Origin of the sequence: Undibacterium paludis (genome assembly GCF_022568815.1) — a bacterium.
Taxonomy (GTDB): domain Bacteria; phylum Pseudomonadota; class Gammaproteobacteria; order Burkholderiales; family Burkholderiaceae_D; genus Undibacterium.
This window is the reverse complement of record NZ_JAKZHX010000011.1, coordinates 105362-128740: the sequence shown is the minus strand read 5'-3', so window position 1 is coordinate 128740 and position 23379 is coordinate 105362. Positions and strand designations below refer to the sequence as shown.

Here is a 23379-nt window from a genome sequence, read left to right as displayed (position 1 = left end):
AAATACAGGCATGACGCGTTACGCCCTGTATTTTGCCCCTGATCGCGAGAGCCCATGGTGGCAGGCTGGTTGTGAATGGCTGGGACGCGACCCTGAAACAGCAGAAATACTGCCCCAGACTGCCATCGATGGCCTTGCCCCCAGCGTACAGCACAGCCTGACCAGGGATGCACGTCGTTACGGCTTCCATGCAACACTGAAAGCACCGTTTCGTTTAGCTGATGGCAAAACCCTGGCCGGACTGGAACTGGAACTGACCGAATTCTGCGAACAGCAAAACCGCTTCAACATATGCGGCCCATCCATACAGTGGATGGGCGATTTCCTGGCGTTGCGACCGACAGGTGATCAGCCCGCACTCAATGATCTGGCTTTTTCATGCGTCAGGCATTTTGATCATTTTCGCGCCCCGATGAACCAGGCCGAGCTGACCCGTCGTCAGCAGCATGGTCTCAGCGCGCGTCAGCTCGCCTTGCTGCAGCGTTGGGGCTATCCCTATGTTGAAGAAGAATTCCGCTTCCACATGACACTGAGCGACAGGCTGGAAGCCGGGCCGGTGGCGAGTAGACTGTATGAGGCAGCCGTGTCACATTTCCAGCAGACAGAGCCATTGATCATTGATGGTATCGCCCTGTTCATGGAAGCCAGTGCCGGTGGAGATTTTGAGCTGCTGACACGTATTCCTTTCGCCTGACTAAAATCTGCCTGTCATTTCAGACGGCAAAATTGGCCACATATTCTGCCAGCAGGGCCAGGGCATGGCGCACCTTGGCAGGCTGTTCATCACGCCTGGGCGTTACCGCATGCAAGACCAGGTCTGGCAATTTCCAGTCGGGTAATACAGGTACCAGACTGCCATTTGTCAGCGCATTGTGGTCGTCTTTACTGACAGCGATGCTGAGTCCCCAGCCAGCCACGCAAAGCGCATGCAGGGCGGTCACCTGGGTGGCTTTGATCCTGACAGGCATCTTCATGTCAACATGGGACTGGCCTGGACCTGACAATTGCAGATGACGGACTGACGTAGTACCCAGCCAGACATGCTGGGCCAGATCCTGCGGTTGCTGCGGCCAGCCATGTTGATGCAGGTACGATGGTGCAGCACATAGCTGGGCCGGCAGACTGCCCAGCCTGCGCGCCACCAGGCTGGAGTCAGGCAAATTACCGACACGCAGCGCGATGTCTATGCGTTCATCGATCAAATCGACTACAGCATCATCCACCAGCAGGCACAAACTCAGTTTGGGATATTGTTGCAGCGGTGCCAGGGCTTGTGCCAGCATGCCACCAAAACCTATGGGCGCGGCGATGCGCAATTCACCCTGAGGTTCATCCCTGTGCCTTGCCAACGCCTGCTCGGCAGATCGTGCCGCCGCCACCATGGCGGCACAGCCCTCAAAATAGCGCGCACCTGCTTCTGTCAGCGTCAACTTGCGGGTTGAACGATGCAATAGTGACAAACCCAGGTCAGCTTCCAGCGCCCGCAGATGCTGGCTGACTGCTGATGGCGTCATGCCGAGCTTGCGGGCAGCACTGCTCAAGGACCCTGCGGTGACCACCTCGGCAAACAAGGCCATGCGTTTGTACTGTTCCATCGTCTTCCAGACTACCCATTTATTAGTACAGCTTCATAGTATTAGTTATTTTTGTCATCTATTCAAGGCTTCGTTAAGTATTCAAACTATGCATCACAGACTAAACATATTCACACAGGAGTTTCAAATGAAAATCGCATTAATTGGCGGCACTGGCTTTGTAGGCACACCCGTCCTGGGAGAATTGCTGAGCCGTGGGCATGCAGTCACCCTGCTGGCGCGTAATCCATCCAACATAGCAGCGCAAGCCGGGCTTACCGTGGTTCAGACAGACGTCTTGCACGCAGAACAAGTCGCGCATGCCGTGGCTGGACAAGATGCCGTGATCAGTGCCTACAACCCCGGCTGGGGCGAAGCACAAATCCATGACCTGTTCCTGCAAGGCACACAAGCCATCTTCCAAGGCATCAAACAGGCGGGTGTCAAGCGCTTGCTGGTGGTCGGTGGTGCTGGCAGCCTGTATGTCGCGCCTGGGGTGCAACTGGTGGATGTGCCTGAATTTCCAGCCGAATACAAACAGGGAGCACTGGCCGCAAGAGCAGCCCTGAACCTCATCAAGAAGGAAGAGACGCTGGAATGGACTTTCCTGTCCCCACCCATAGGTCTGGCACCTGGCGAGCGTAGCGGACAATACCGGGTAGGCACGGACAATCTGCTGCCTGGTGTTGCTGATGCACCAGCAGGTATTTCCGTGCAGGATCTGGCTGTCGCCATCGTCGATGAAATGGAAACGCCGAAACATATACAGAAGCGCTTCACTGTCGCACATTAATTTCACTACGCCTGCCCATCATGCCAAATACCATACTAACTACACCAGCATCAGTAGAGATCAATGCTGCCGCAAACACCCGGCGCAAATTTTTATATGCCGTCACTGCGCTGGGCCTGGGTGCATTTGCCATAGGTACAGGCGAATTTGCCATGATGGGTTTGCTTCCTGAAGTGGCACGAGGTCTGGCCGTATCCATACCGGAGGCAGGCCATGTCGTCAGTGCCTATGCCTTTGGTGTTGTCATCGGCGCACCGATGTTTGCCGTGCTGACAGCCAACTGGCCACGCAGAACTTTATTGATCGCCCTTGTCCTGCTATTTGCAGCAGCCAATTTTGCGGGGACGATGACCACAGACTACATGTCGTTGAATATCCTGCGCTTTATTGCTGGCTTGCCTCACGGTGCCTACTTTGGAGTCGCCACGCTGCTTGCCGCGAATATGGTCGCACCGCAAATGCGCGCCACTGCAGTAGGCCTGGTCATCCTGGGTTTGACCAGTTCCACCCTGCTTGGCGTACCTGCTGCAACCTGGCTGGGACAGGTTTGGGGCTGGCAAGCTGCTTATGTTTTTGTCGCTTCCCTGGCTGCACTCGGCAGCGTGGCAATCTACTTCACTGTGCCGGAGGTGGCTGCAGAAAAAGGGGCAAGCCCCAAAAGTGAACTGGCAGCGCTGGCCAGCAGGCAGGTCTGGTTCACACTGGGCATAGGCGCAGTCGGCTTTGGTGGCATGTTTGCGGTGTTCAGTTATATTAAACCCCTACTTACTGAAGTCACGAAATTACCTTCAGGCAGCATCCCCCTGGTCCTGTCACTGTTTGGTGTCGGCATGGTCGTGGGCAGCATGCTGGGCGCACGTCTGGCGGATAAAAATCTGCTGCATACCATCGCGGGACTGCTGCTATGGAGTGCGCTGGTACTGGGTGGCGTTTCTTTCGCGATGACCTATGCCATCTCAGCAATCATCTGGGTATTTTTGCTGGGTACCCTGGTCGCCATCGGCCCAGCCTTGCAGATACGCCTGATGGATGTGGCAGGCAAGGCACAAACCCTGGCTGCCGCCCTGAATCATTCTGCATTCAATGTAGCCAATGCACTTGGTGCCTGGCTGGGTGGCGTCGTCATCACCATGGGATATGGCTGGACCTCGACCGGCTGGCTGGGCGCATTGTTGGCACTGGGCGGGCTGGCTGTGTTTGCTGTATCGATCAAAAAATGAAGGCCGTATTCAGGCAACTCAAAAGCAGGCTAGAATGAGAATAGAGGAATGGCACAAAGCCAGGTCCATTATTTTCAAGGGCAGCTATGTCCATCACACCAGAACAACTGCAAGAACTGATGAAGGAAGTTGAACAGGAAGATCCCATTGATTTTGCTGACCTGCCCTTCGAAGAAGATGAACTGCGCGCCATCACCGCTCGCCATTTATGCGACATGGCCGACGCCATGGAAAACTTCAGCAATGAAGACAGACAAGTAACCTTGTTGGCAGTAGCGGCAAAGCTGGTGCTGGAAAACCTGGTCTTGCATGTGCAGTTATTGCGCCAGCATGGCATACCTCTGAGCGAACAAGTCAACAGCCTGTTGCAGAACCTGAAGAAAAAATAGGATACGCCTCTTTGTCTGAATCACCGTCCATGTCCTCGCGCCAATTCCTGCTGATCCCCGGTTTCATGTGTGATGCCAGCTTATGGAGCGAAGTCTTGCCTGATCTAGAAAAACTGGGGCAAATTCACTTCGCTGACCTGAGCCAGGGCGATAGTGTCGAAAGCATGGCGCAACGCATCCTGCCTGACCTGCCAGCCAATTGCATCGTCATCGGGTTTTCTTTGGGCGGCTATGTAGCTCGCCAGCTTGCCTGGCTGACACGCAATCGACAGGAAGGGGAGGGGCTGACTGGCCTGGTCTTGCTCAACACCTCGGCACGGGCTAGTACGGCAGATGAAATCGCCCGTAACCAGCAACAGATACGCATGCTGACTACCTACCCTTACAAGGGGCAAACCATGACGGCGTTACGACGCGCCCTGCACCCGCTGCGCCAGGACAATATGGCTTTGCTCAATCACTTGCAGGCCATGTCGCTGGCACTGGGCAAAGAAGTCTTCCTGCGGCAGTTGGGCATACAACGTCTTGATGGCCATGCACAGCTGGCCGACATTACCTGCCCGGCCATGGTGATCGCCAGCGGCAATGACCAGATGCGCAGCATGGATGAAGCAGAAAAACTGGCTACAGGCTTGCCAGATGCAGAACTTCATGTCGTCGAAGACTGTGGCCACATGTCCGTGCTGGAGCGTGCACCCGAAGTGAATCGTCTGCTGGCAAACTGGCTGGTACAGCGCCAGCTTTAAACCTAATCTTGAACAGCGGACAGTTGGCGATAGACAAACTCTGCCAATGCCACGTCTTCCAGGCCAACGCCTACGGCTTTGTACAGCAGAATGTCTGATTCATTGTGGCGTACTGCATGTCCCAGCCTGACCAGATCAGTCATTTCCAGCACCTGCGACCAGTCCACGCAACCTGGCTCGCAGAGCAGCAGATCACCGGCCTCGGATGCAGCCTGCTTCTTCCATTCAACCACGATGCGGGCAGCCCTTTGTATCAGTGCATCGTCAACTTCGCGGGTATCAGGCTTGCTCGATCCAATGGCGGCAACAAATGCACCAGCTTTGACAGCGTTGCCATCAAACAGCGGTGTGCCTGATCTGGTCGCCGTCACTATCACATCAGCCCTGGCTACAGCTTCCGTCGCGCTGACTGCCTGGCAAGCGACACCGTATCTTTGAGCCACTTCTCTGGCAAAAACCTGCTCGCCTTCTATGCCGACTATCAGAATTTCTGAAAAAGCACGTACCGCCAACAGTGCCGGCAGATGTGCCCTGGCCTGTACGCCCGTGCCAAATACTGCCAGGGTACTGGCATCCTTGCGCGCCATGCTATCCGCCGCCAGTGCTGTCACTGCGGCCGTGCGAAATTCAGTCATGGTGTCCCCCTCCATCACTGCGAGTAAAGAACCATCATCCGCAGAGAACAGGATAATTACAAAGCAGAATTTGCCATTGATGGTGGTGTACACCTTGACGCCAACCGCGTTGAGACCAGGGATAATCGCCCCCATTGCGCTGAGTTTGGTTTTGCCACAATCTATGCGCACTCGCTCCTGCATCGCACCTGCTTGCCCATAATGCGCAAAAGCCTGGCGCATGACCGTGATTGACTGCTCGACAGATAGCAACGATGCGACCTGCGCATTGGTGATGATTTGCATGTTCTTCCTTATTTCAAAAGATGCTGATAGCGATAGGCTTGTGAAGCAATCGGGCTATCCTGGCCTGTTATCTGCAATGCCAGCAACTCGGCACTGCCGCAAGCTAGAGTCCAGCCGAGAGCGCCGTGCCCGGTGTTCAGATAAAGATTGGTAACCGGGCTGCAACCGATGATGGGAACGCCGCCAGGTGTCGCCGGCCGCATGCCTGCCCAGGGGTGAATGTCATCCCTGTCACCTGCAAGTGCAGGGAACAATGCCTGCGCTTCTTTGAGCAAGCTATGTGTACGCCGTGCATCTATCTGCAGATCATTGCCGACGATATCAACACGGCCGGCAACACGCAGGCGTTCCCCTATCCGTGCATAGACGATCTTTCTGGCACTGTCAGTAATGCTGACCCTGGGTATGCCGGCAGTGGCGGATGGTGCATCCAGGGTGATGCTGTAACCCTTGAGAGGGTATACAGGTAGACGTATCCCAGCCAGCGCCGCCAGGGTTGCCGATCCGGCGCCATTGGCAAAGACGAAGACATCTGCATGAATGTCGTTTTTGTCATCACCGCTGATTGCCTGCAAGGCCGTGAGTCTGCCTTTCTCCCGTGTCATGCCGGTGACATGTGTGCCGTAGCAAAAAGTCACGCCTGGAAGATCGCGCCTGATCGCTTCATGCAATTGCGTACAAAACCGTGCGCAATCACCAACGGCTTCGGATGGGGTGTACACACCGCCAAGCCAGCGATGTGCAGAAGCACTAAGCGACGGCTCCACATCCAGACATTGACCTACCGACAATATCTGTTGCTCACATCCCAGTTGCTCCTGGTAATGTACCTGTCTGCCTGCAGCCTTGAAAGCAGCATCAGACGAATACATGACCAGCTTGCCGGCAGTGTGATAATCAAATTCCAACCTCAGCCTGCCCTGCCAGTCAGACAGGCAATCGCGGCTATAGAAAGCCAGTTGCAAGAGTTCCGCCGTTGACTGCCTTGACCTGGCGGGCCTGCAAGCCAGCAGGAAAGCACATATCCATTGCCATTGCGCTGCATCAAAACGCGGGCGCCAGCTAAGAGGCGATCGCGGATCCAGCAAATAGGCGGGCAAATTTTTCCAGACCGAAGCGTCAGCCAGCGGCGCCACATAGGAATAACTGAGTTGCGCCCCGTTGCCAAAACTCGCCCCCTGCCCCGGGCCTGTTGCAGCATCGACGACAATCACTTCATGTCCGCGCACTGCCAGCGCATAGGCACTGGTCAGCCCTATGACACCTGCCCCCACTATACAAATCTTCATCTTCACACTCTGTGCAGTTGACTGTCTTGTGCTGCCGTCACCAGGGCGCGGAAAATATTCTGTTCACTGTCATTGACCAGGTATTCCGGATGCCATTGCACGCCCAGACAGAATTTTCGATCAGGTATTTCTATGGATTCGACCACGCCATCTTCAGCGACTGCAGTAACGTCTATCCTGTCCGTTGCGCCCATGACTGACTGGTGATGCAGGCTGTTGACCTGACAACTGTCGACACCGAGAATGGCATGCAGGCGTGATTCCCTGGTGATATGAATGACATGGCTGGCTGTGTCGCAATCCATTACCTGTTTATGTTCCAGGTCAGTATCAACATCAGATGGAATATGCTGCAAGAGTTTGCCCCCCAGCTCCACGGCAATAAGCTGCATGCCGCCACAAATGCCGAGTACAGGCATATCGCGTTGCAGAGCCCCGCGCAACAAGGCTTGCTCAAAACCGGTTCTGTCTTCCTTGAGCAACATCTTGCCGGGATAAAGGGCGGGCATGCCGTAAATCGCAGGGTCCACATCAAACATGCCGCCGGTAATCATCAGGCCATCGATCTGGTCCAGATACAATTCCACCGCATCCATGTCATACGGCAGTATCAAGGCTGCGCCGCCCGAGGCAGTAATGGCTGCGCAATAATTGCGGCGGACAAAGAACTGCGACTCAATTTCTGACGGTGGTGCGTTGCGGTCAGGCGTGACGCCTATCATGGGTTTTCTGGAGCTAATCATGGAATTCTGCATTTGATCTGATGCTGCCTATCATCTGTTTTAAGTCTCATCCTGGCAAACCATGATTTCTATTATCTGGTATTAAAAATACTAATCCATACGATCATTTGATCAGCATGAGTATTTTTTCAAAAAATTCACCATAAAAAATCACTTTCATTAATCCCGTGCGTGCATTTCGAACTTATAATTCCTATTGCTACAAATGAACACGTGGACACGAATGTCATGATGCGCAGCCAAAAAATCGTTACCCCTTTGATACTCCATGCATTGAAATATTTTGATGCTGCGGCACGTCATCTCAGCTTTACCCGTGCAGCGGCCGAATTGCATGTAACACAGGGTGCCATCAGCCAACAGATCAAGGGACTGGAAGAACAGGTTGGTGTGCGCCTGTTCGTGCGCCTGACCAGGAGCCTGAAACTGACCAAGGAAGGCAATGAACTGCACAGAGTAGTCAACCGCCTGTTGCAGGAACTGGAATTGCAACTGCAATCAATACAGCCAAGCCTGGGCCTGAAGAGCGTGGCAATCCGCTCATCGCCGTCTTTTTCCATGATGTGGCTGATGCCCAGGCTCAGTCATTTTGGCCGTTTGTATCCAGAAATTGAAATACACCTGCGTGGCGAATTATTTGGCATGAGCGCGCTCAAGATGAGCGCTGAGTCAATCGATATCCTGGTCTTGTATGGACAGGGGCCGGATCACAGCAATCACTATGTTACCCGGCTGATGTCCGAATATCTGGTGCCAGTGACGAACAGTGAATACTTCAGTCAGTACCCGGCCATACAGCAGGCATCAGACCTCACACAGCACATGCTGTTGCATGACGATTCTCCATGGGAGAACGCACCGCCCTACGCTGAATGGGGCGAATGGGTACGTATCGCCACCCAGTGTGCGGATGACGACGTGCAGGATTTCATACGACATGGTCATCAATACAATTTGTCTCACCTGGCAATCAATGCCGCCACCTATGGCCAGGGTGTCGCCATGGCCAGAACATCCCTGATCCTTGACGACCTGGCTCAGCATCGGCTAAACCCTGCCGTCCCCATCTGCGTACAGACCAGTGCAGCCTATTTTCTGGTTCTCAACGAACATGCCAGCAACAAACGGTCTGTCAACATCTTCAAAGAATGGATGATTGAAGAGTGTCGCGAGTTCGAAAAGAAAAGAAACGACTTCCTGTCCGCCATCACCAGAATGGTCAGTCATTCTTCCTGATGAATTCTGTTTGATGAAAAACTTTGTTGCGTTACATCCTGCGCAACACAAAAGCAGATCAGACAAGTCGATTGCACATTGCCAATCGCTGGGATTTTTTTATCAAAAACCTCCTCGTCATATTATTTTAATTGCACATTTATTAATCACATATACATTAGAAAATCTAATAAATAGAGTCAATATTATTGCCTTGTGATTTCCCCCCTGACAGACAATGATGCACTACCGAAACGCGAAAGACAGGAAAAATCCCCTGGAAAACACCTGCCTCCCCGAGCGGAAAAACGTCAAGAAGATCAAGCATATCAACATTGTCAAAGAGAGGAAAATTCATGCCTGCCACAATCAAACTGATCACCGCCGCGTCGTCCATTGCCTTCATGCTGACCAGCCAGGCACATGCCCAGGACCTGCTGGTAAAAATCGGTCACGTCAGCCCCCTCTCCGGGCCATCCGCTCACATGGGCAAAGATACGGAAGAAGGGGCGCGCATGGCCATTGATGAACTCAATCAGAAGGCTATCTCCATAGGTGGCAAAAAAGCCCGGTTTGAGTTGCTGGCGGAAGATGATGCCGGTGAGCCCAGGCAGGCAACCACCGTTGCCCAGAAACTGGTAGATGCCAAAGTGAACGGTGTCATCGGCCACATGAATTCCGGCACGACCATCCCCTCGTCCAAGATTTATCACGATGCTGGCATACCGGAAATCTCTCCCTCTGCCACCAATCCTAAATATACCCAGCAAGGTTTCAAGACAGCTTTTCGGGTAGTTGCTAATGATGGTCAGCTTGGCGGCACGCTGGGGCGCTATGCGGTACAAATACAACATGCAAAGAATATTGCCGTGATTGATGACCGTACCGCCTATGGCCAGGGGGTCGCTGATGAATTCATCAAGGGGGCGACTGCCAAGTCAAGTTTCACGAAAATTGTTTCACGCCAATACACCACGGATAAGGCAACTGATTTCAGCGCCATCCTGACAACCATCAAGGCGGCAAATCCTGATCTGATATTTTTTGGCGGTATGGATGCAGTAGGTGGCCCTTTGTTGAAACAGATCAAGCAATTGGGTTTGAAGGCCCGTTTCATGGGTGGAGACGGTATCTGTTCGACAGAACTGGCACAACTGGCAGGCGATGCCATAGGTGAAGGCAACGTGGTCTGCGCCGAAGCCGGAGGGGTGGAAGAAGGCAAGAAAGAAGGGCTCGACAGATTTAAAGCCAGCTTCAGCAAGAAATTTGGCCATGAAGTCGTCCTCAATGCGCCTTATGCCTATGACGGTGTAATGACCCTGGTAGCTGCCATGCAAAAAGCCAATTCTGCTGAACCTGCCAGATACCTGCCCGAACTGGCAAAGATCAAATACAAGGGAGTGACCGGTGATATTTCCTTCGATGCGCGTGGCGATATCCGTGACGGCACGCTGACTTTGTACACCTACAAGAATGGTAAGCGTGAATTGATTGCAGTGACACGCTGATTTTCAGTCCAGCAGCAACTACCTGCATTGTCCTGCAAACAGGCATGTCATACCCCCATGCCTGTTCCTACCAATAACAAGAGAGAGTCAGCAATGTCCTTCGCAGCCGGACCTGTTCTGTCCACCACCAGATACAGCTTGTTCCGCAAGCTGGCCAGGGTACTCGAGCATTTTGTCGCGAGTGCACCAGAACAGGTGAAGATAGCGCAGTTGGCAAATCACTGCAGGTTGAGCAGGGCTGAAACCCGCAGGCTTTGCACATGCCTGCATGAAAATGGTTTGATACTTGGTGTTGAGAACCGTGGTCTATGGCAGCTTGCCAAACCATCAGGCGAGATCACCCTGGAAGATGCCTGGCGCATCAGCATGTCTGCTACGTCGCCTGCCATCAGCAGGCTGCCCACATCAACACAAAACCACCAGCTTATCCATGAAATGGACCTGCTGATCAGCCAGGCGCTGCTGAATATAGACCAGACCATCAGCTCTCAATTGCGTTGCGTACAGCTTGATCGCATCAGCCATTCACAAAGGCACGCGCGCAGACTGGGCAGACGTGGCGTCAGAAAAATCCAGCCATTTCTTTAACGTATCAACAACTCATAAAAACTACAACCATACAGGAGCATGCGCACCCAGGCCTGGAGCCGACAATTCAAAATAAGCCGGGGTGAGTTCCATTTGTTCAACTGGTGCGATGGCAGACATAGTGCCATACGGGCCCTGAGTGACCTCCAGGAATGCATTGGTTTCTGCCGCCGTTAGTTCGCCAGCCCTGTCGTGCAAGGCTCGCCGTCCCAGTCCCTGCAACCACTGTCCGGTTTGCGCCAGAGATAGTCTGACATGCCAGCTACCTCCTTCACGCGCACGCTTTTGCAGGGCAAGCATGGTGGCAAAGGCCATGAGGTAACCAGTCGCATGGTCGAGTGCCTGGAAAGGCAGCTTGCCTGGCCCGGACAAACCTGCCGCCCGCCCTTCTTCATCGGCTATGCCGCTGGCCGACTGTACCAGGCTGTCAAAGCCGCGGCGCCCGGACCAGGGGCCAACATGCCCATAGGCAGACATGCTGACATAGATCAGGCCAGGTCTCTGGCGGCACAGTTCCTCCACGGAAAAACCATGCTGTGCCAATGCTCCAGGGCGATAGGCTTGCAGAAAGACATCCGCGTCCGCCACCAGCCTGCCCAGTAGCTGCCGGCCTTCTGTCTGGCGCAAATCAAGCTGGGTCGAACGCTTGCCACGGCCCGTATCCATGACCAGTGGTGCGATATTTGGCAAATGGGCGGCGCTGACCGCCAGTACATCGGCCCCATGCTGGGCCAGGGTACGCGCTGCCACCGGTGCTGCAATCACTCTTGATAAATCAAGCACCCGCACGCCGCTTAGTGGACGTGCACCAGCATGATTATTCAGTTGCACAACGGGGCCATCAGCAACCCTGGTTATTTCAAACAAAGGCAGTGCAGCGAGTGCTTGCGCCTGCGCATGTGCCTGCCATTCCTGCTGCGTGCGGATCAGGGCGGCACACATGCCTGCATCGGCCAATGTCTGATCCAGCTCCGCCGCCGACCAGTTGCTGATCGCCCTGGCAACAGCAGCCCTGTCGTCAGCACACTGTAATACCGCCAGCACACCGTCACGATGATGTGGAAAATTCGTGTGCAACTGTATCCAGCGGCCATCACCCGCCTGATAGTACCCGGCAATCTTGCTCCATGGATCATCCATGGGCTGACCATTGATACTGAGATAACGGTCACTCTTGAACATCGCCAGAGCATGACGGTAGTGGATGCTGACGGCCTGCTGCTGACCGGCACGATCACGCCATAGCTGCGCCGCCATCAGGGCCTGCGCTGCTATCGTTGCACTGGCCACATCGCCAACCTCGAAACTCGACGGCAATTGCAGGTCGCCACCTGTAAATTGCAGATGCTCCAGCGCAATGGTCTCAGCCCCTGCCAACGTCCATAATGATTCAAGTAGTAATTTTGCCGACATCATTTGCTCCCATGCAGTATATTGACATGTAAAAGATTAATGAGCCCAGTCTAGAATCCCAGGTATGGTGGGGTCAATCTTGATTGAATCGATCAATATAAAAATACTTTTTAAAAATATTTTTAACGCGTGGATACTTCACATCTATCAGCCCGGCAGGCGGCAGAATTGCTCGGCGTCAGTCTGCCCACCCTGTACTCGTACGTCAGCCGGGGCTTGCTGCATTCGCAATCACTGGCCGGTCAGCGGACGAAGACCTATGCCAGGGAAGATGTCCTGCGTCTACAGGTACGTAATAGTGACAGCCGGCGTGCCGGTGCTGCGGCAGAGTCAGCCATCGCCTGGGGCGTGCCGGTGCTTGAGTCACGTATCAGCCTGGTCGCAGACGGGCAGCTTTACTACCGGGGCAAGAGTATCCGTGAATTGGCAAAAACGCTTAGCCTGGAAGAAACTGCCCTGACCTTGTGGGACAGAGACAGCAGCAATGTGTTTGCCAGCACCAGCCTGCCCGATACCGGCAAAACGTGGTGGCAACTATTGAACGGCAGTACAGACTTGTCGCCGCTGGCGCGAGCCATGAGCATCTTGCCAGTACTGGAAAATGTCGTAGAAAGCGATGTTGAACATGACGACTACAGCAAGGCAACGATCTGGATGCGCTATCTTGCTGCGGCATTGCTCGCCATTCCCCCAACCCATCAGAGCCTGCACCAGCAGCTGGCGTTATGCTGGCAAGTGGATCAGCACACGGCAGAGATATTACGTGCGGCCCTGGTGGTTTGCGCCGATCATGAATTGAATGTATCAACCTTCACGGTACGTTGCGTTGCGTCTACCGGCGCGCATCTTGGCATGGCCTTATGTGCGGGACTGGGTGCATTGTCCGGCCCCAAACACGGCGGTGAAAGCCTGCGCGTCAGCCGCTTTATTCGCCATGGCCTGCAAGAGCACAGCGCACATCTGCCACAGTATCTGCATCAATGTCTGCAGGCCCATCAGGTTCGTGATAATTTTTCACCGAAGTTGCCCGGCTTTGGCCATCCTCTGTATCCAGGGGGTGACCCGCGTGGTGAGATATTGATGCAGTTGCTGGACAAGGAAAAACATGCGGGATTGTTCAAATTCGCCAGTCTGGCTGAGGAAATGACGGGGGAAATCCTGAACATCGATTTCGGCCTGGTCGCGCTGGAAATTGCCTGCGGCCTGCCAGCCGGCGCAGCGCAAATCCTGTTTGCACTGGGCCGCAGTGCTGGCTGGATTGCGCATGCGCTGGAACAAATCAGTGACGGGGAACTGATACGGCCCAGGGCCAGGTATGTGGGCAAGTTCCCTTATTGAATCCTGCCCAGGAAGTCACCACGTATAGACAGCTTTCGCATAGTAATAGCGGCCATTGAAGCCATAAGGTGAGAAGGTGCTGTAAGGCAGGGTACCACCGGTATTGAGGTTACCTGCTGAAGTCACCTGATCAGGGTATTTATCAGTCAGATTATCGACACCGGCACTGAGAGTCCATTTGCCCAGCTTATAGCTGGCAGCGATATCGATTACCGTATTGGCGCTATAGGTCTGGTCCAGCGTTGCATTGTTTTGTGGTGAAACGAAACTGCCATAGCGTGTTGCCTGGCCATGAACAGACCAGCCACTGAAGCCATAGTCAGCAGCAATGCTGAATTTGTCTTTGGGTGTTGCGTCAATGGCGCGGCTGACGGTTTGCCTGTCTATCAGCAGCAGGTTATTTTGCGTCAATATTGCCGGATTCGCGCCAACACGCTTGACCGTTGTATCGTTGCGATTATAGGCCAGCGTGAAACCGAGTTTGTCAGTACCTGACAAGGGGATTTGATAAGAACCGACGACATCGACGCCGCGTGTCCGGGTATCGAGTGCATTGGTAAAGTAACGCGCAGCACCCACCAGTACACCCTGTTTTGCCAGCACGCTTTGCAAGGCAGCAGGCAGGACCAGGTTGCCGGAGTACAGGATACGGTTGTCAATATCGATCTGATAGGCATCAATACTGAGCGAAGCATTTTTTGCCGGCTGTATCACCGCACCCAGGCTGAAATTGCGTGATTTCTCTGCCTCCAGCGGTATCGCACCAAGCGCTTTGGCGGCCGCCGTGGCGACACCAAATGTACCGGTATCAACCAGTTGCGAAGTACCGTTAATGGTGATCAGATTGGTGGTGGAAATCGTATAGTTTTGCTGCGCCAGTGAAGGCGCGCGGAAACCATTTGATGCTGCTGCACGCAATGCGAACTCTTTGGTGAATTCAAACCGGCCAGATAATTTGCCGGAGGTGACGCTGCCAAAGTCGCTGTAATTCTCATGTCGCAGGGCGAATGATGCACTCAGCTGATTGCTCAGCTCTGCTTCGATATTGGCATAGATGGATGCACTATGACGGCTGAAACTGCCAGCATTCGATGGCTGGAAACCAGAGAAACCCTGGGCGCCACTACCGAAATACGAATTCGGCTCACCGGCGCCGATTTCATACTGGTCACGCCGGTATTCGGCGCCGACAGCGACAGTCAGGGGATTGCTCAGACCGGCAAATTCAAATTCCCTGGCTGCATCAAAATTTGCCAGGGTCTGGGTGTTTTTCAACTTACCGGCATAAAAACTGGTCGGACTGGTCGCTCCCAGACTCAGGTTGACGGTATTGTTGACATCGAGACTGAATTCACTGGAGCCATAATTGACGCTGGCATCCCAACGCCAGCCATTTGCCTTGCCCTTGATACCGGCAACTATGGATACATCGGTATTGGTGGCTGCCTCATTGGGCAAAAAGCCATTCGGGTACAGAGGGGTACGCAAGGTCGTACCCGTCGTGTAAGCCGTACGCCAGGTCGCGGCTGCATCGGTATTGCGGCGGCTGTAATTGGCAAAACCATACAGGTCCAGGTCAGCCGCCAGCGGCAGGCTGGCATTCACACCCAGATTGGTTTGTTGCAACTTGGGATCACCCTGCACCTGAGTGACCTTGCCATACAAAGGTTCAAGCGGATTACGGAAATCAGCACCGGCACGATTGGTTTCTTTCTGGTTGCGCTGCTCGGCAGTAAACCGTGCCCAGCCCCTGTCACCCAATACGGTACCAAAGTTGGCGCTCAAACTGCCCTGGGTACCATCACGTTGACTGTACTGACCTATGCCGGCCTGCACTTCACCACCGTCTGCGCCTTTTTTCAGGATGATATTGATGACACCGGCAATCGCGTCAGAACCATATTGTGCCGCCGCACCATCACGCAGGACTTCAATCTTGTCGATGGCGCTGATGGGGATGGTGTTCAGATCGGCTGGCGACGAACCACGCCCCGCCGTACCATTCACATTGACCACGGCTGAAGTATGCCAGCGCTTGCCATTCACCAGTACCAGGGTCTGGTCTGGCGACAGACCGCGCAATTGCGCCGGACGGCTGGCAGACGTGCCATCAGCTACGGCAGGGCGCGGAAAATTCAGCGAAGGCAGCAAACGGCTCAGTACGGCGGCCAGTTCACCTGAGCCGGTGGACTGCAGGTCCTTGGATGTCAGTATATCGATAGGTGCTTCTGAATCCGAAACGGTGCGTTTGATGCTGCGGGTGCCGGTCACGATGACGGTATCAGACTGTGAGGCAGCAAGCTCTTGCGCCTCGGCAGACATGGCAGAAAAGGCGGTAATCAGGGAGGCAACCAGCAATGCATTGCGACGCTTTGGCAAGGATAAAGGTAAAGGATAGTTTGAAGCATGGTCCATATGGTTTCTTTCTCGATTTGTATGAGCGTGGGACTCGCTCCACTCATAGTCCCTAAGAACAATGAGTAACAACGAACTCCGGTTGAACCTATGTTACGTACCAGTACATAACCGGTAAACGATTGTTTTCTGCTAAAAACATAAGAGAATCATATAAGACAATGCAAATTATTGCTAACAAAGCAATCGCACCGCCGTCAGCGATCAGCCAAACCGGTGCGCATTGCCATACTTCACCGGTATTCTTTCCAGCAGCCCGCTGCCGTACACCTGTTCTGACTTCATGTGATCGAGGTGGATATAGCCAATATGACAGTGGCAGGTGGCCTTGGTACAGACTTCTTTTTTGAGCATGCTGTCGAGCGGGTCTGTGAAAATATTGCCTTTGCGGGTTTTGATGAAGTGGCAGCGGAACAGGTCGCCATTCCCCTCTATGGACACAATCTCGTCACCGGCCTTGCAAGGCTTGCCCATGCTTTCATACCAGGGCAGGTTCAACCTGAACAGATGATCTATGCCTTCCAGGAAGCTGATGTCCTGGTCTGTATAGTAATTGGCTTCACGCTTATAGGCATTGACCCACATATAGGTGCTGTCAGGCAAACGTTGGCGCAGCGAGGCAATTTTTGCAAAATGCTGTTGCAGTCCGACCACACCAACGCTGTGACGTATCTGCATGGCTCTCAATTCTTCACATTTGCCTGCAAATTTGTCTTCACTGACAAAATCGGGGTGATATGTCGTCCACAGTGCTGTCGTCTGTACATTGCAGCGCGACAGCCATTGCGTGTTCCATGCCAGATTGGTTTGCGCCGCCACTTTGCTCACATGCGGCAAATGCGACAGGCGTATCATTGCTTCCTGATACCATTTGCGCACCAGGGCCTCACCATAAGGTGTAATAAAAATTTCCATGGGTCTGGCGGCACTGCTGTTTTGCTCTACCCAGGCAACAAACCTGTCCAGGTCTTTCCTGTCGAGCGCCTGCATTTCACGGCTGTTTTTTTCTTTGGCGAAGGGGCAGTATTCGCAACTGTAATTGCAGTCAGTCAGGTGCCCGCGATAGATGACTTTCAGGCTCATCGTGGTACATACTCCTGCATTTTCGCCCTGACTGTCGGCGAGATAAACCAGTGACCGATAAGATCGGAATAAGCAAGGCCTTCACCATGCAGTTGCATGCGGCCACTCTCTTCTTTGGCCAGTTGCATGTCGAGTAATGTCTGCAATTCCGGGAAATCATCATGCACCGCTGCACCGTACAAGGACTGGTAATGCGCACTATCCAGTCCCTGCGCCTTCAGCAGCGACTTGATCAGGTAACGGCGCTTTCTGTCATCTAGCGACAGGCGTATGCCATAGCTGACGGTCATGAAATCGGCACGGTCTTTTGCCACATAATCGTCGATGATGGACGCCACAGCGGGCTTGGCCACCGCATATTCCGTCGAGTAATGCACATCTGTTGTATAAGAACGGGCATTGGTGCCCAAGCCTATCATGCCATCTTCCTGGCATGAATATTCAGAGCTTTCACGCAAGCCAGCCACTGGTTTGCGGAACAGGCGCATGGAGTCCTGTACATAGCCATTCGCCTGTAAAAAATCGCGACCTATGCGATATAGCGTGGAACGTATATCTTCATCCTGTGCATTGCCACGTTTCTTGAACAGCGAAGTCAGCGGCCTCACATATAAGGGATAAAGGAATATTTCCGTTGGCTGGAACTGTATGGCTTTTTTCAGCGAAGCCAGCCAGGTTTCTGCGGTTTGCCCCGGTATGCCATAAATCAGGTCCAGGTTGAAAACAGGGAATTGATAACTGCCTATCTTTTCCAGCAGTGGTTCCATCACTGTCTCCGGTTGCACGCGGCCGACTGAGCGGGCTTCGGTTTCGATAAAACTCTGTATGCCTATACTGAGTCGCTGCACACCATGCTGCGAGAGGAAAGACAGTTTTTCATCATTGATGGTATCGGGGGAAATTTCAAACGAGCCTGGCGTATTGCGCAAATCGACGCCCAGGATATCGGTATACACAGCAAACAACTGCTCCAGCTGACCGACATCAAGATGGCTGGGAGTGCCACCACCGATCGCATAACCGGCAAAGCGAAAATCTCCCAGGGTATCGCGTACGACTTCTGCTTCCAGTTGAATTTTCTTCAGGTACAGGCTGACCAGGTCTTCCCTGGGATGCGACACGGTGAACAGGTTACAGAACGAGCACTTCATGCGGCAAAATGGAATATGCGTGTACAGGTATAGCGCATGTTTCTTCTCTGGCGCCCACAAGGTTTTCAAGTCCAGCTTTTCTTCAAATGGCCGGTATGCAGTTTTATGCGGATAAGAGTACAGGTAACTTTGAAAGCGGCTGGTCTCTTCAAGGTATTGGCGAAACGCATGGACTGCATCACTCATGACAACCCCCTTTGCGGCAACAGAAAATCAGCGTAGGGAATCGTCCAGACTTTTTCATGCCCCAGGCGGTGCCCGGTATAACCATCTTCGCCATAGGTCGTACCATGGTCGGAACTGAGAATGACAAAGGTATCACCACGCAGGCTCAGTGCCTCAAACAAGGGTGGTAACTGGCCGTCTATATAACGCAAGGCAGCAGCATGGCTGGCCAGGCTGTCACCTGTCGCACCTGGCAGGTAATGACAATTAGGTTGATGCAATGCAGATAAATTCATGAATAAAAAAACTTGTTGATCAGGTTGCTGTTGCAGCAGCTGAATGGCAAATTCGACCTGGTGCCTGGTCGATTCAATATCAGTCACACCAAATTCCGGTTGCCAGTAACTTTCCTGGAAAAGATTGGGCAAGACGCAGGACAAGGGATTTTGTTTTTTGAAAAACCCGACTCCACCTATGCAGATGGTACGGTACCCCAATCCGGCAAAACCGGACACGATGTCTGGCGTGTCAAAACAATAGCTTGTTGCCCCCGTGGTTTCGCTACCTGCAAATCTGAGGGAAAACAGTCTCTCATGCAGGCCAGGCCGTGCTGGTGTAGGCAGGAAACCGGCAAAGAAGGCGCAATGCGATGCATAGGTAAAAGAGCCTGGCGCATGGCGCTCTTGCCAGCCTTGTGGCAAAAGCTGGGCCAGAAAAGGTGTGCGCCCGGCGGCATGCTCCTGTTGCGCGACATCGTAGCGCAGGGTATCAAAAGTAATAAAGAGTATATTGCTCTTGCCAACGATCTGGTTCATATCATGCATGTCAATACCTCCTCCAGTGCATGGATACTGCGCAGTTGCGAATCAGGTTTGGCCGGCACATCGACATTTTCGGGATTGATGAAAAAAGTCTTCAACTGCATGGCCATGGCCGGTTGCATGTCGTTGACGTAGTCATCCCCTATCATGATGATTTTTTCGTGATCGCAATGACGCAATGCATGTGAGAACAGCCTTTGATCAGGTTTTGCATAACCGACTTCAGCAGAAATGAAGATGTGCTCAAAAATTTCTGTCAATCCGGCCTGCTGAAGTTTGCGCCGCTGCATATTAGCCGATCCGTTGGAGATGATCATCAACTGGTACTCCCTTGTCAGTCGCGCCAGCATCTCTTGCAATACATGGTCTGCCTGTACGAAGTCGGGCAATGACAGGTGATCTTGCCACAAGCTTTCTTCTGTATGTGGCAATTGTGGATAGGTTTCAAGCAATTGTCTGCAAAAAATCTGACGGTCTTTTCTGCCATGTGCATCCATGGCAAGCATGTCATCCCTTACCTGCCCCCTGTTTTCGTCACCGAAAGCATCTCGATGTCTGTCGATGAAATGCTGTATGTAGTCACGAAAAGCAGCATCCCTGTCGATCAGGGTATTGTCGATATCAAACAGCAGGCTGGCTCTTTTAGTGGCAGGCATATGCTTCTTTCTGCCGCTTGAGTACAGCATTGATTTCTGCCAGATAGGTGCTCTCTCCATGGTGCAATAGATTGGGCAGCAGGTCGCCAAAAGCATTCGCCTCCAGCAAAACAGGCAAGCCCCCATCCCTGGGTATCAGCACATCCAGGCCGGCGTACAAGGATCGCGGGAAAGCCTGCATGCATTGCCCCACCAGGGTGTCGATTTCTGCCCAGGTGGCTGATGACAGTTCCAGTTCATCGACGGCGCAGCGCTGATTGCCAAGGTGCAGATTGGTCATCGGTCCACGACTCAATCTGGCAATGGCGTGCCGCCGCTGGCCGCCTATACCCATTATTCGCAAATCATAGGAACTGTCTTCATGCCTGGCTTTGGGAATCCATCGTTCAACCAGGGCCCCTTGCTCAAACAGAAAATCGAGTACATTTCCTATCATGCCTGTCGAAGTATATTTTTTTACCTTCAGGGAATTGAAGTAACGATCGCCGTCCATGCCAGATACGACTTCTACCGTGGAGTAAGCCAGCTCCCTGCCGTTTGTTTTATTGTATTCATAAGCCACTACGCCAGATGCAGAAGAGCTGGAATTGAGTTTGATGAAAAAGCGGCAGTACTGCTGTTCTCTGACAAAAGAAAAGAATTCCTCGTAACATGAAAACACTGGAAAAACAGGCAAAGTATAAGGTTGCAAGATTTTCTTGCATGCAGGTTTATCAAACATGCTGACAATGTCAGCAGGATGATTGAACCAACTTAGTTGCCCACCTTGCCCACCTCGTCTTCCCTGCCAGTCTTGTTCAAACTGCTTTGCAACCGATGTCATCAAACAGGTAAACCCCTTGAACCATAATCGCGGATGATAAATCCTGCCACGCTGGTCTTCCAGATCCAGCGCATCTTCCAGACCACCGAGGGCGAGTATTCTTTTTTCCACCTCGAAATTTTCACCTGGTGACTCTATCCTGACGATGATGTCATCCGCAGGTAAATTGCCAGTCAGCTTGTTGAGCAAGTCCGCATTGTCAAGCATATCCAGATAAGAAATGACCAGGGCTGGTTCCTGACCAGCCTGTTGCAATGCCTGCTGGAAAAAACTTGCACGACGGTTTTCAGGATTACCTATCAGTACAAAACGAGGGCTCTTGTACATCTGTCTTTATTCTGTCACGGCCGGGTAACGCCATTCATCATCGATATCTTGCTGATCACTGACATCAACCAGAACAGGCAGTTTCTTGAACTCTTTCATCAGCTCATTCGACAAATAATGGTAATGCAGATCCAGTTTTTTCAGCCCGCCACTCTGCCCTTTGATAACTGGGCTTGCCAGTAAGGCGCGACCACCATCATCACTGAGTGTTCCCATGGACAGGTCCAGTGTTTCCAGTTGTTCCAGAATTGGCGCCTGGGCGATTTCAGTCGCGATTTCATTGGCAATTTCGCTGTCTGTCAGGCCCAGGTATTTCAGCTTGGGGAACAATCCTTTTTGCATGAAGGGGCGCAGATCAGCAAGTTTGGCGTCAAAACCATAATCATCGACACCGAGGTAGAGTTGCAGGTATTCGAGTTCAGGCAGGTGCGCCGTCGTTATGGTCTCTATTACTGCCTTGGGTAAACCGCCACATTCTATGGTCAGTGCTTTCAGGTTCGCATGCTTCAATACCTGCGAAGACAAGACCAGGTCAGATGAACCCTTGATATGCAGGCGCTCCAGCGCCGGAAAAGCTGTCAGCAAGTTCGTATAATCAGCCTGTTTGATCCACGATATTTCGCACTCTTCAGAATCCATGTCACCGACGAATAACTCTTTCAGGCTGGTCAGTTTGCCACTTTGCGCAATCATCAAATCCAGCGCTTCTTGCGGACCACCTTCATAGGGTTCTTCCCAGGCCGCGATCACCAGTGATTCCACTTCTGTCGCCTGGGTCGAATCCAGAAAGGCTGCCATTTTTTCTGCCAGGGTTTTACCTTCTTCTGCTTCGTCGTAACTGACACCTAGGCGTCGCGCTATTTTTTTGGCACTCGCGTCAGCTTTTTCTACATAGCCCTTTTTGTTTTTTTCGCTGATGAGCTTTGCCATTTCCTTCTGCGCTTTTTCTTCCGTATCAAAGCTGCTGATTTTTTCCTGTCCGGCTGTACCTATCTTGCCGTACTTCACCGTCAGCGCATTAGCTTCGATTTCAACTTGCCAGAATTTGTAAGATTTGGAATCTTGGTATTCAAAATAATGTTTCATTGATGAGCGCCTTGAGAGATGCAGTTAGCCATTGAAATTGGCAGTGTAAGTGTACAAAATTCTTGTCGTTAACCCTTATCTTTAAGGCTAGATAATTACTTTCACCTACCACCTTGTCAAGCAAGAACATCAATTGTTACAAGGGGAAATCTGAGCATTTGATTTCCCCGGAATCACCGGCTGCGGACCGGGCAATACGCGCTGTCACGCACCTGTCTTATTGAGTAGTTACTCCCATGTTAATTATTTCCCCATGTATTCCCATCACGCACGGTGTTGAAAATTTATTTGAAAAAAATTAGCCATTTCTGGTAAATACGTGTATATTCCGTTCCGTACTTGCATCAAGTCCTTAATTTGTTGGTCCCAATTCCGCATAGCTTTATCTCTCTGGCTGTTCTGTCTTTTTTCCACTGGTTTTATCACTTGCTTACAAGTCCATCTCGGGCAATTTTGCCTATGGTTTTATCAAAAAGGAAAAAAACATGAGTACTCAAACAGGTATAGTCAAATGGTTCAACGATTCCAAGGGCTTCGGCTTTATCGCTCCTGATGCAGGTGGCGCTGATTTGTTCGCCCACTTCCAGGACATACAGTCCAGCGGCTTCAAGAGTCTGAGCGAAAACCAGCGTGTGTCTTTCGAGCGCACAGCCAGTCCTAAGGGCGACAAGGCCAGCAATATCCAGATTCTGTCTTAATCAAGTCTCTTTACAGGGCAAATCAAATTTGCCCAGTCGCGGCGCTTTTGACTAATTCAGCATTACCGGCCAGTGGCACCACGCAGATAGCATGGGTTGCTGGGGATTAGTCCATCGCATGGCGACACACCTTCATCTGTCAGTGTTTTTGTCTTGTACGAAATGCTGATGCGCAGAATGATACTTACCGGCTTTTGGTACCACGCAGATAGCATGGATCAAGGGGAAATGGTATTGTCATCAGGGCTTATATAAATATGAGCCCTCTGGATGCATAGTGCATCCTGCCAACAAGACCGCAGAGTAAGCTCAGCCTACTCCAAAGCGCCTTTATTCTCACCGGCTGTGTTTGCATGTATTTGCAACCCGGGAAATGGTGTAATGAAGTGTTGAAGGATCTCATTCGTGGTAACCCTGT

General features: G+C 52.4%; 22 protein-coding genes. 10 read left to right on the top strand and 12 right to left on the bottom strand.

Annotation, left to right across the window (positions count from 1 at the left end; genetic code table 11):
• Nucleotides 1-10: 10 nt before the first annotated feature.
• Nucleotides 11-694: a DUF1045 domain-containing protein gene (locus tag LZ463_RS19270; protein ID WP_241457443.1), complete on the top strand. Its 684-nt coding sequence runs from the start codon at nt 11-13 to the stop codon at nt 692-694.
• Nucleotides 695-713: 19 nt separating this feature from the next.
• Here the strand turns inward: LZ463_RS19270 and LZ463_RS19265 are convergent, their stop codons facing one another.
• The gene (locus LZ463_RS19265; protein WP_241457442.1) at nt 714-1595 is read right to left on the bottom strand and encodes a LysR family transcriptional regulator; all 882 of its coding nucleotides are present in this window, start codon (nt 1593-1595) and stop codon (nt 714-716) included.
• A 127-nt stretch (nt 1596-1722) separates the two neighbouring features.
• On the opposite strand from LZ463_RS19265, the gene LZ463_RS19260 reads away from it, so the two are divergent.
• The 4 genes from LZ463_RS19260 to LZ463_RS19245 all read left to right on the top strand — a co-directional run bounded on the left by LZ463_RS19260 (nt 1723) and on the right by LZ463_RS19245 (nt 4722).
• Nucleotides 1723-2367, top strand: a complete 645-nt coding sequence (locus tag LZ463_RS19260) for an NAD(P)-dependent oxidoreductase (RefSeq protein ID WP_241457441.1) — start codon at nt 1723-1725, stop codon at nt 2365-2367.
• A 20-nt stretch (nt 2368-2387) separates the two neighbouring features.
• Complete coding sequence (locus tag LZ463_RS19255; RefSeq protein ID WP_241457440.1) at nt 2388-3587, top strand: MFS transporter; 1200 nt, start codon at nt 2388-2390, stop codon at nt 3585-3587.
• A gap of 86 nt (nt 3588-3673) precedes the next feature.
• Nucleotides 3674-3976: a hypothetical protein gene (locus LZ463_RS19250; protein WP_241457439.1), complete on the top strand. Its 303-nt coding sequence runs from the start codon at nt 3674-3676 to the stop codon at nt 3974-3976.
• A gap of 29 nt (nt 3977-4005) precedes the next feature.
• Nucleotides 4006-4722 carry an alpha/beta fold hydrolase gene (locus tag LZ463_RS19245; RefSeq protein ID WP_241457438.1) on the top strand — a complete coding sequence of 239 codons (717 nt, stop codon included), beginning with the start codon at nt 4006-4008 and terminating at the stop codon, nt 4720-4722.
• A gap of 2 nt (nt 4723-4724) precedes the next feature.
• On the opposite strand, the gene LZ463_RS19240 is transcribed toward LZ463_RS19245, so the two are convergent.
• From LZ463_RS19240 to LZ463_RS19230, 3 genes are read right to left on the bottom strand one after another with little or no spacing between them, the layout of a single operon-like run.
• Complete coding sequence (locus tag LZ463_RS19240; protein WP_241457437.1) at nt 4725-5642, bottom strand: ornithine cyclodeaminase family protein; 918 nt, start codon at nt 5640-5642, stop codon at nt 4725-4727.
• 8 nt (nt 5643-5650) lie between these two features.
• Complete coding sequence (locus tag LZ463_RS19235) at nt 5651-6931, bottom strand: D-amino acid dehydrogenase (RefSeq protein WP_241457436.1); 1281 nt, start codon at nt 6929-6931, stop codon at nt 5651-5653.
• Between the two features lie 2 nt (nt 6932-6933).
• Nucleotides 6934-7674: a gamma-glutamyl-gamma-aminobutyrate hydrolase family protein gene (locus tag LZ463_RS19230; RefSeq protein WP_241457435.1), complete on the bottom strand. Its 741-nt coding sequence runs from the start codon at nt 7672-7674 to the stop codon at nt 6934-6936.
• Nucleotides 7675-7902: 228 nt separating this feature from the next.
• Here LZ463_RS19230 and LZ463_RS19225 point away from each other — a divergent pair, with 228 nt between their 5' ends.
• The 3 genes from LZ463_RS19225 (at nt 7903) to LZ463_RS19215 (ending at nt 10985) form a co-directional block, all read left to right on the top strand.
• Complete coding sequence (locus LZ463_RS19225) at nt 7903-8910, top strand: LysR family transcriptional regulator (RefSeq protein ID WP_241457434.1); 1008 nt, start codon at nt 7903-7905, stop codon at nt 8908-8910.
• A 335-nt stretch (nt 8911-9245) separates the two neighbouring features.
• The gene (locus tag LZ463_RS19220) at nt 9246-10397 is read left to right on the top strand and encodes a branched-chain amino acid ABC transporter substrate-binding protein (protein WP_241457433.1); all 1152 of its coding nucleotides are present in this window, start codon (nt 9246-9248) and stop codon (nt 10395-10397) included.
• Between the two features lie 93 nt (nt 10398-10490).
• The gene (locus LZ463_RS19215; protein WP_241457432.1) at nt 10491-10985 is read left to right on the top strand and encodes a helix-turn-helix domain-containing protein; all 495 of its coding nucleotides are present in this window, start codon (nt 10491-10493) and stop codon (nt 10983-10985) included.
• A 21-nt stretch (nt 10986-11006) separates the two neighbouring features.
• Here the strand turns inward: LZ463_RS19215 and LZ463_RS19210 are convergent, their stop codons facing one another.
• On the bottom strand, nt 11007-12398 hold the full coding sequence (locus tag LZ463_RS19210) for a CoA transferase (RefSeq protein ID WP_241457708.1): 1392 nt from the start codon (nt 12396-12398) through the stop codon (nt 11007-11009).
• A gap of 129 nt (nt 12399-12527) precedes the next feature.
• Here LZ463_RS19210 and LZ463_RS19205 point away from each other — a divergent pair, with 129 nt between their 5' ends.
• Nucleotides 12528-13736, top strand: coding sequence for a citrate/2-methylcitrate synthase (locus LZ463_RS19205; RefSeq protein ID WP_241457431.1), 1209 nt, complete (start codon nt 12528-12530; stop codon nt 13734-13736).
• A 15-nt stretch (nt 13737-13751) separates the two neighbouring features.
• Here the strand turns inward: LZ463_RS19205 and LZ463_RS19200 are convergent, their stop codons facing one another.
• From LZ463_RS19200 to LZ463_RS19170, 7 genes are all read right to left on the bottom strand, one after another.
• Nucleotides 13752-16151 carry a TonB-dependent receptor plug domain-containing protein gene (locus LZ463_RS19200; RefSeq protein WP_241457430.1) on the bottom strand — a complete coding sequence of 800 codons (2400 nt, stop codon included), beginning with the start codon at nt 16149-16151 and terminating at the stop codon, nt 13752-13754.
• 204 nt (nt 16152-16355) lie between these two features.
• Entirely contained in the window at nt 16356-17234 is an 879-nt protein-coding gene (locus LZ463_RS19195) for an STM4011 family radical SAM protein (RefSeq protein ID WP_241457429.1), read from the bottom strand.
• Nucleotides 17231-18571: an STM4012 family radical SAM protein gene (locus LZ463_RS19190; RefSeq protein ID WP_241457428.1), complete on the bottom strand. Its 1341-nt coding sequence runs from the start codon at nt 18569-18571 to the stop codon at nt 17231-17233. Before LZ463_RS19190 ends, LZ463_RS19195 begins: the two co-directional genes overlap by 4 nt.
• Nucleotides 18568-19374, bottom strand: coding sequence for an STM4013/SEN3800 family hydrolase (locus LZ463_RS19185; protein ID WP_241457427.1), 807 nt, complete (start codon nt 19372-19374; stop codon nt 18568-18570). Before LZ463_RS19185 ends, LZ463_RS19190 begins: the two co-directional genes overlap by 4 nt.
• Nucleotides 19362-20027 carry an HAD family hydrolase gene (locus LZ463_RS19180; RefSeq protein WP_241457426.1) on the bottom strand — a complete coding sequence of 222 codons (666 nt, stop codon included), beginning with the start codon at nt 20025-20027 and terminating at the stop codon, nt 19362-19364. The genes LZ463_RS19185 and LZ463_RS19180 overlap by 13 nt, the downstream gene beginning before the upstream one ends.
• On the bottom strand, nt 20014-21177 hold the full coding sequence (locus LZ463_RS19175) for an STM4014 family protein (protein ID WP_241457425.1): 1164 nt from the start codon (nt 21175-21177) through the stop codon (nt 20014-20016). The genes LZ463_RS19180 and LZ463_RS19175 overlap by 14 nt, the downstream gene beginning before the upstream one ends.
• Nucleotides 21178-21183: 6 nt before the next feature.
• Entirely contained in the window at nt 21184-22263 is a 1080-nt protein-coding gene (locus LZ463_RS19170; RefSeq protein WP_241457424.1) for an STM4015 family protein, read from the bottom strand.
• A gap of 485 nt (nt 22264-22748) precedes the next feature.
• Here LZ463_RS19170 and LZ463_RS19165 point away from each other — a divergent pair, with 485 nt between their 5' ends.
• Nucleotides 22749-22961, top strand: coding sequence for a cold-shock protein (locus tag LZ463_RS19165; RefSeq protein ID WP_241457423.1), 213 nt, complete (start codon nt 22749-22751; stop codon nt 22959-22961).
• The last annotated feature ends 418 nt before the right edge of the window (nt 22962-23379 follow it).

What these genes read in the sequence shown, in the direction of transcription:
- LZ463_RS19270 (WP_241457443.1), top strand. Translation starts at nt 11, where the DNA reads ATGACGCGTTACGCCCTGTATTTTGCCCCTGATCGCGAGAGCCCATGG.
- LZ463_RS19265 (WP_241457442.1), bottom strand. Translation starts at nt 1,595, where the DNA reads ATGGAACAGTACAAACGCATGGCCTTGTTTGCCGAGGTGGTCACCGCA.
- LZ463_RS19260 (WP_241457441.1), top strand. Translation starts at nt 1,723, where the DNA reads ATGAAAATCGCATTAATTGGCGGCACTGGCTTTGTAGGCACACCCGTC.
- LZ463_RS19255 (WP_241457440.1), top strand. Translation starts at nt 2,388, where the DNA reads ATGCCAAATACCATACTAACTACACCAGCATCAGTAGAGATCAATGCT.
- LZ463_RS19250 (WP_241457439.1), top strand. Translation starts at nt 3,674, where the DNA reads ATGTCCATCACACCAGAACAACTGCAAGAACTGATGAAGGAAGTTGAA.
- LZ463_RS19245 (WP_241457438.1), top strand. Translation starts at nt 4,006, where the DNA reads ATGTCCTCGCGCCAATTCCTGCTGATCCCCGGTTTCATGTGTGATGCC.
- LZ463_RS19240 (WP_241457437.1), bottom strand. Translation starts at nt 5,642, where the DNA reads ATGCAAATCATCACCAATGCGCAGGTCGCATCGTTGCTATCTGTCGAG.
- LZ463_RS19235 (WP_241457436.1), bottom strand. Translation starts at nt 6,931, where the DNA reads ATGAAGATTTGTATAGTGGGGGCAGGTGTCATAGGGCTGACCAGTGCC.
- LZ463_RS19230 (WP_241457435.1), bottom strand. Translation starts at nt 7,674, where the DNA reads ATGATTAGCTCCAGAAAACCCATGATAGGCGTCACGCCTGACCGCAAC.
- LZ463_RS19225 (WP_241457434.1), top strand. Translation starts at nt 7,903, where the DNA reads ATGATGCGCAGCCAAAAAATCGTTACCCCTTTGATACTCCATGCATTG.
- LZ463_RS19220 (WP_241457433.1), top strand. Translation starts at nt 9,246, where the DNA reads ATGCCTGCCACAATCAAACTGATCACCGCCGCGTCGTCCATTGCCTTC.
- LZ463_RS19215 (WP_241457432.1), top strand. Translation starts at nt 10,491, where the DNA reads ATGTCCTTCGCAGCCGGACCTGTTCTGTCCACCACCAGATACAGCTTG.
- LZ463_RS19210 (WP_241457708.1), bottom strand. Translation starts at nt 12,398, where the DNA reads ATGTCGGCAAAATTACTACTTGAATCATTATGGACGTTGGCAGGGGCT.
- LZ463_RS19200 (WP_241457430.1), bottom strand. Translation starts at nt 16,151, where the DNA reads ATGGACCATGCTTCAAACTATCCTTTACCTTTATCCTTGCCAAAGCGT.
- LZ463_RS19195 (WP_241457429.1), bottom strand. Translation starts at nt 17,234, where the DNA reads ATGAGCCTGAAAGTCATCTATCGCGGGCACCTGACTGACTGCAATTAC.
- LZ463_RS19190 (WP_241457428.1), bottom strand. Translation starts at nt 18,571, where the DNA reads ATGAGTGATGCAGTCCATGCGTTTCGCCAATACCTTGAAGAGACCAGC.
- LZ463_RS19185 (WP_241457427.1), bottom strand. Translation starts at nt 19,374, where the DNA reads ATGCATGATATGAACCAGATCGTTGGCAAGAGCAATATACTCTTTATT.
- LZ463_RS19180 (WP_241457426.1), bottom strand. Translation starts at nt 20,027, where the DNA reads ATGCCTGCCACTAAAAGAGCCAGCCTGCTGTTTGATATCGACAATACC.
- LZ463_RS19175 (WP_241457425.1), bottom strand. Translation starts at nt 21,177, where the DNA reads ATGTACAAGAGCCCTCGTTTTGTACTGATAGGTAATCCTGAAAACCGT.
- LZ463_RS19170 (WP_241457424.1), bottom strand. Translation starts at nt 22,263, where the DNA reads ATGAAACATTATTTTGAATACCAAGATTCCAAATCTTACAAATTCTGG.
- LZ463_RS19165 (WP_241457423.1), top strand. Translation starts at nt 22,749, where the DNA reads ATGAGTACTCAAACAGGTATAGTCAAATGGTTCAACGATTCCAAGGGC.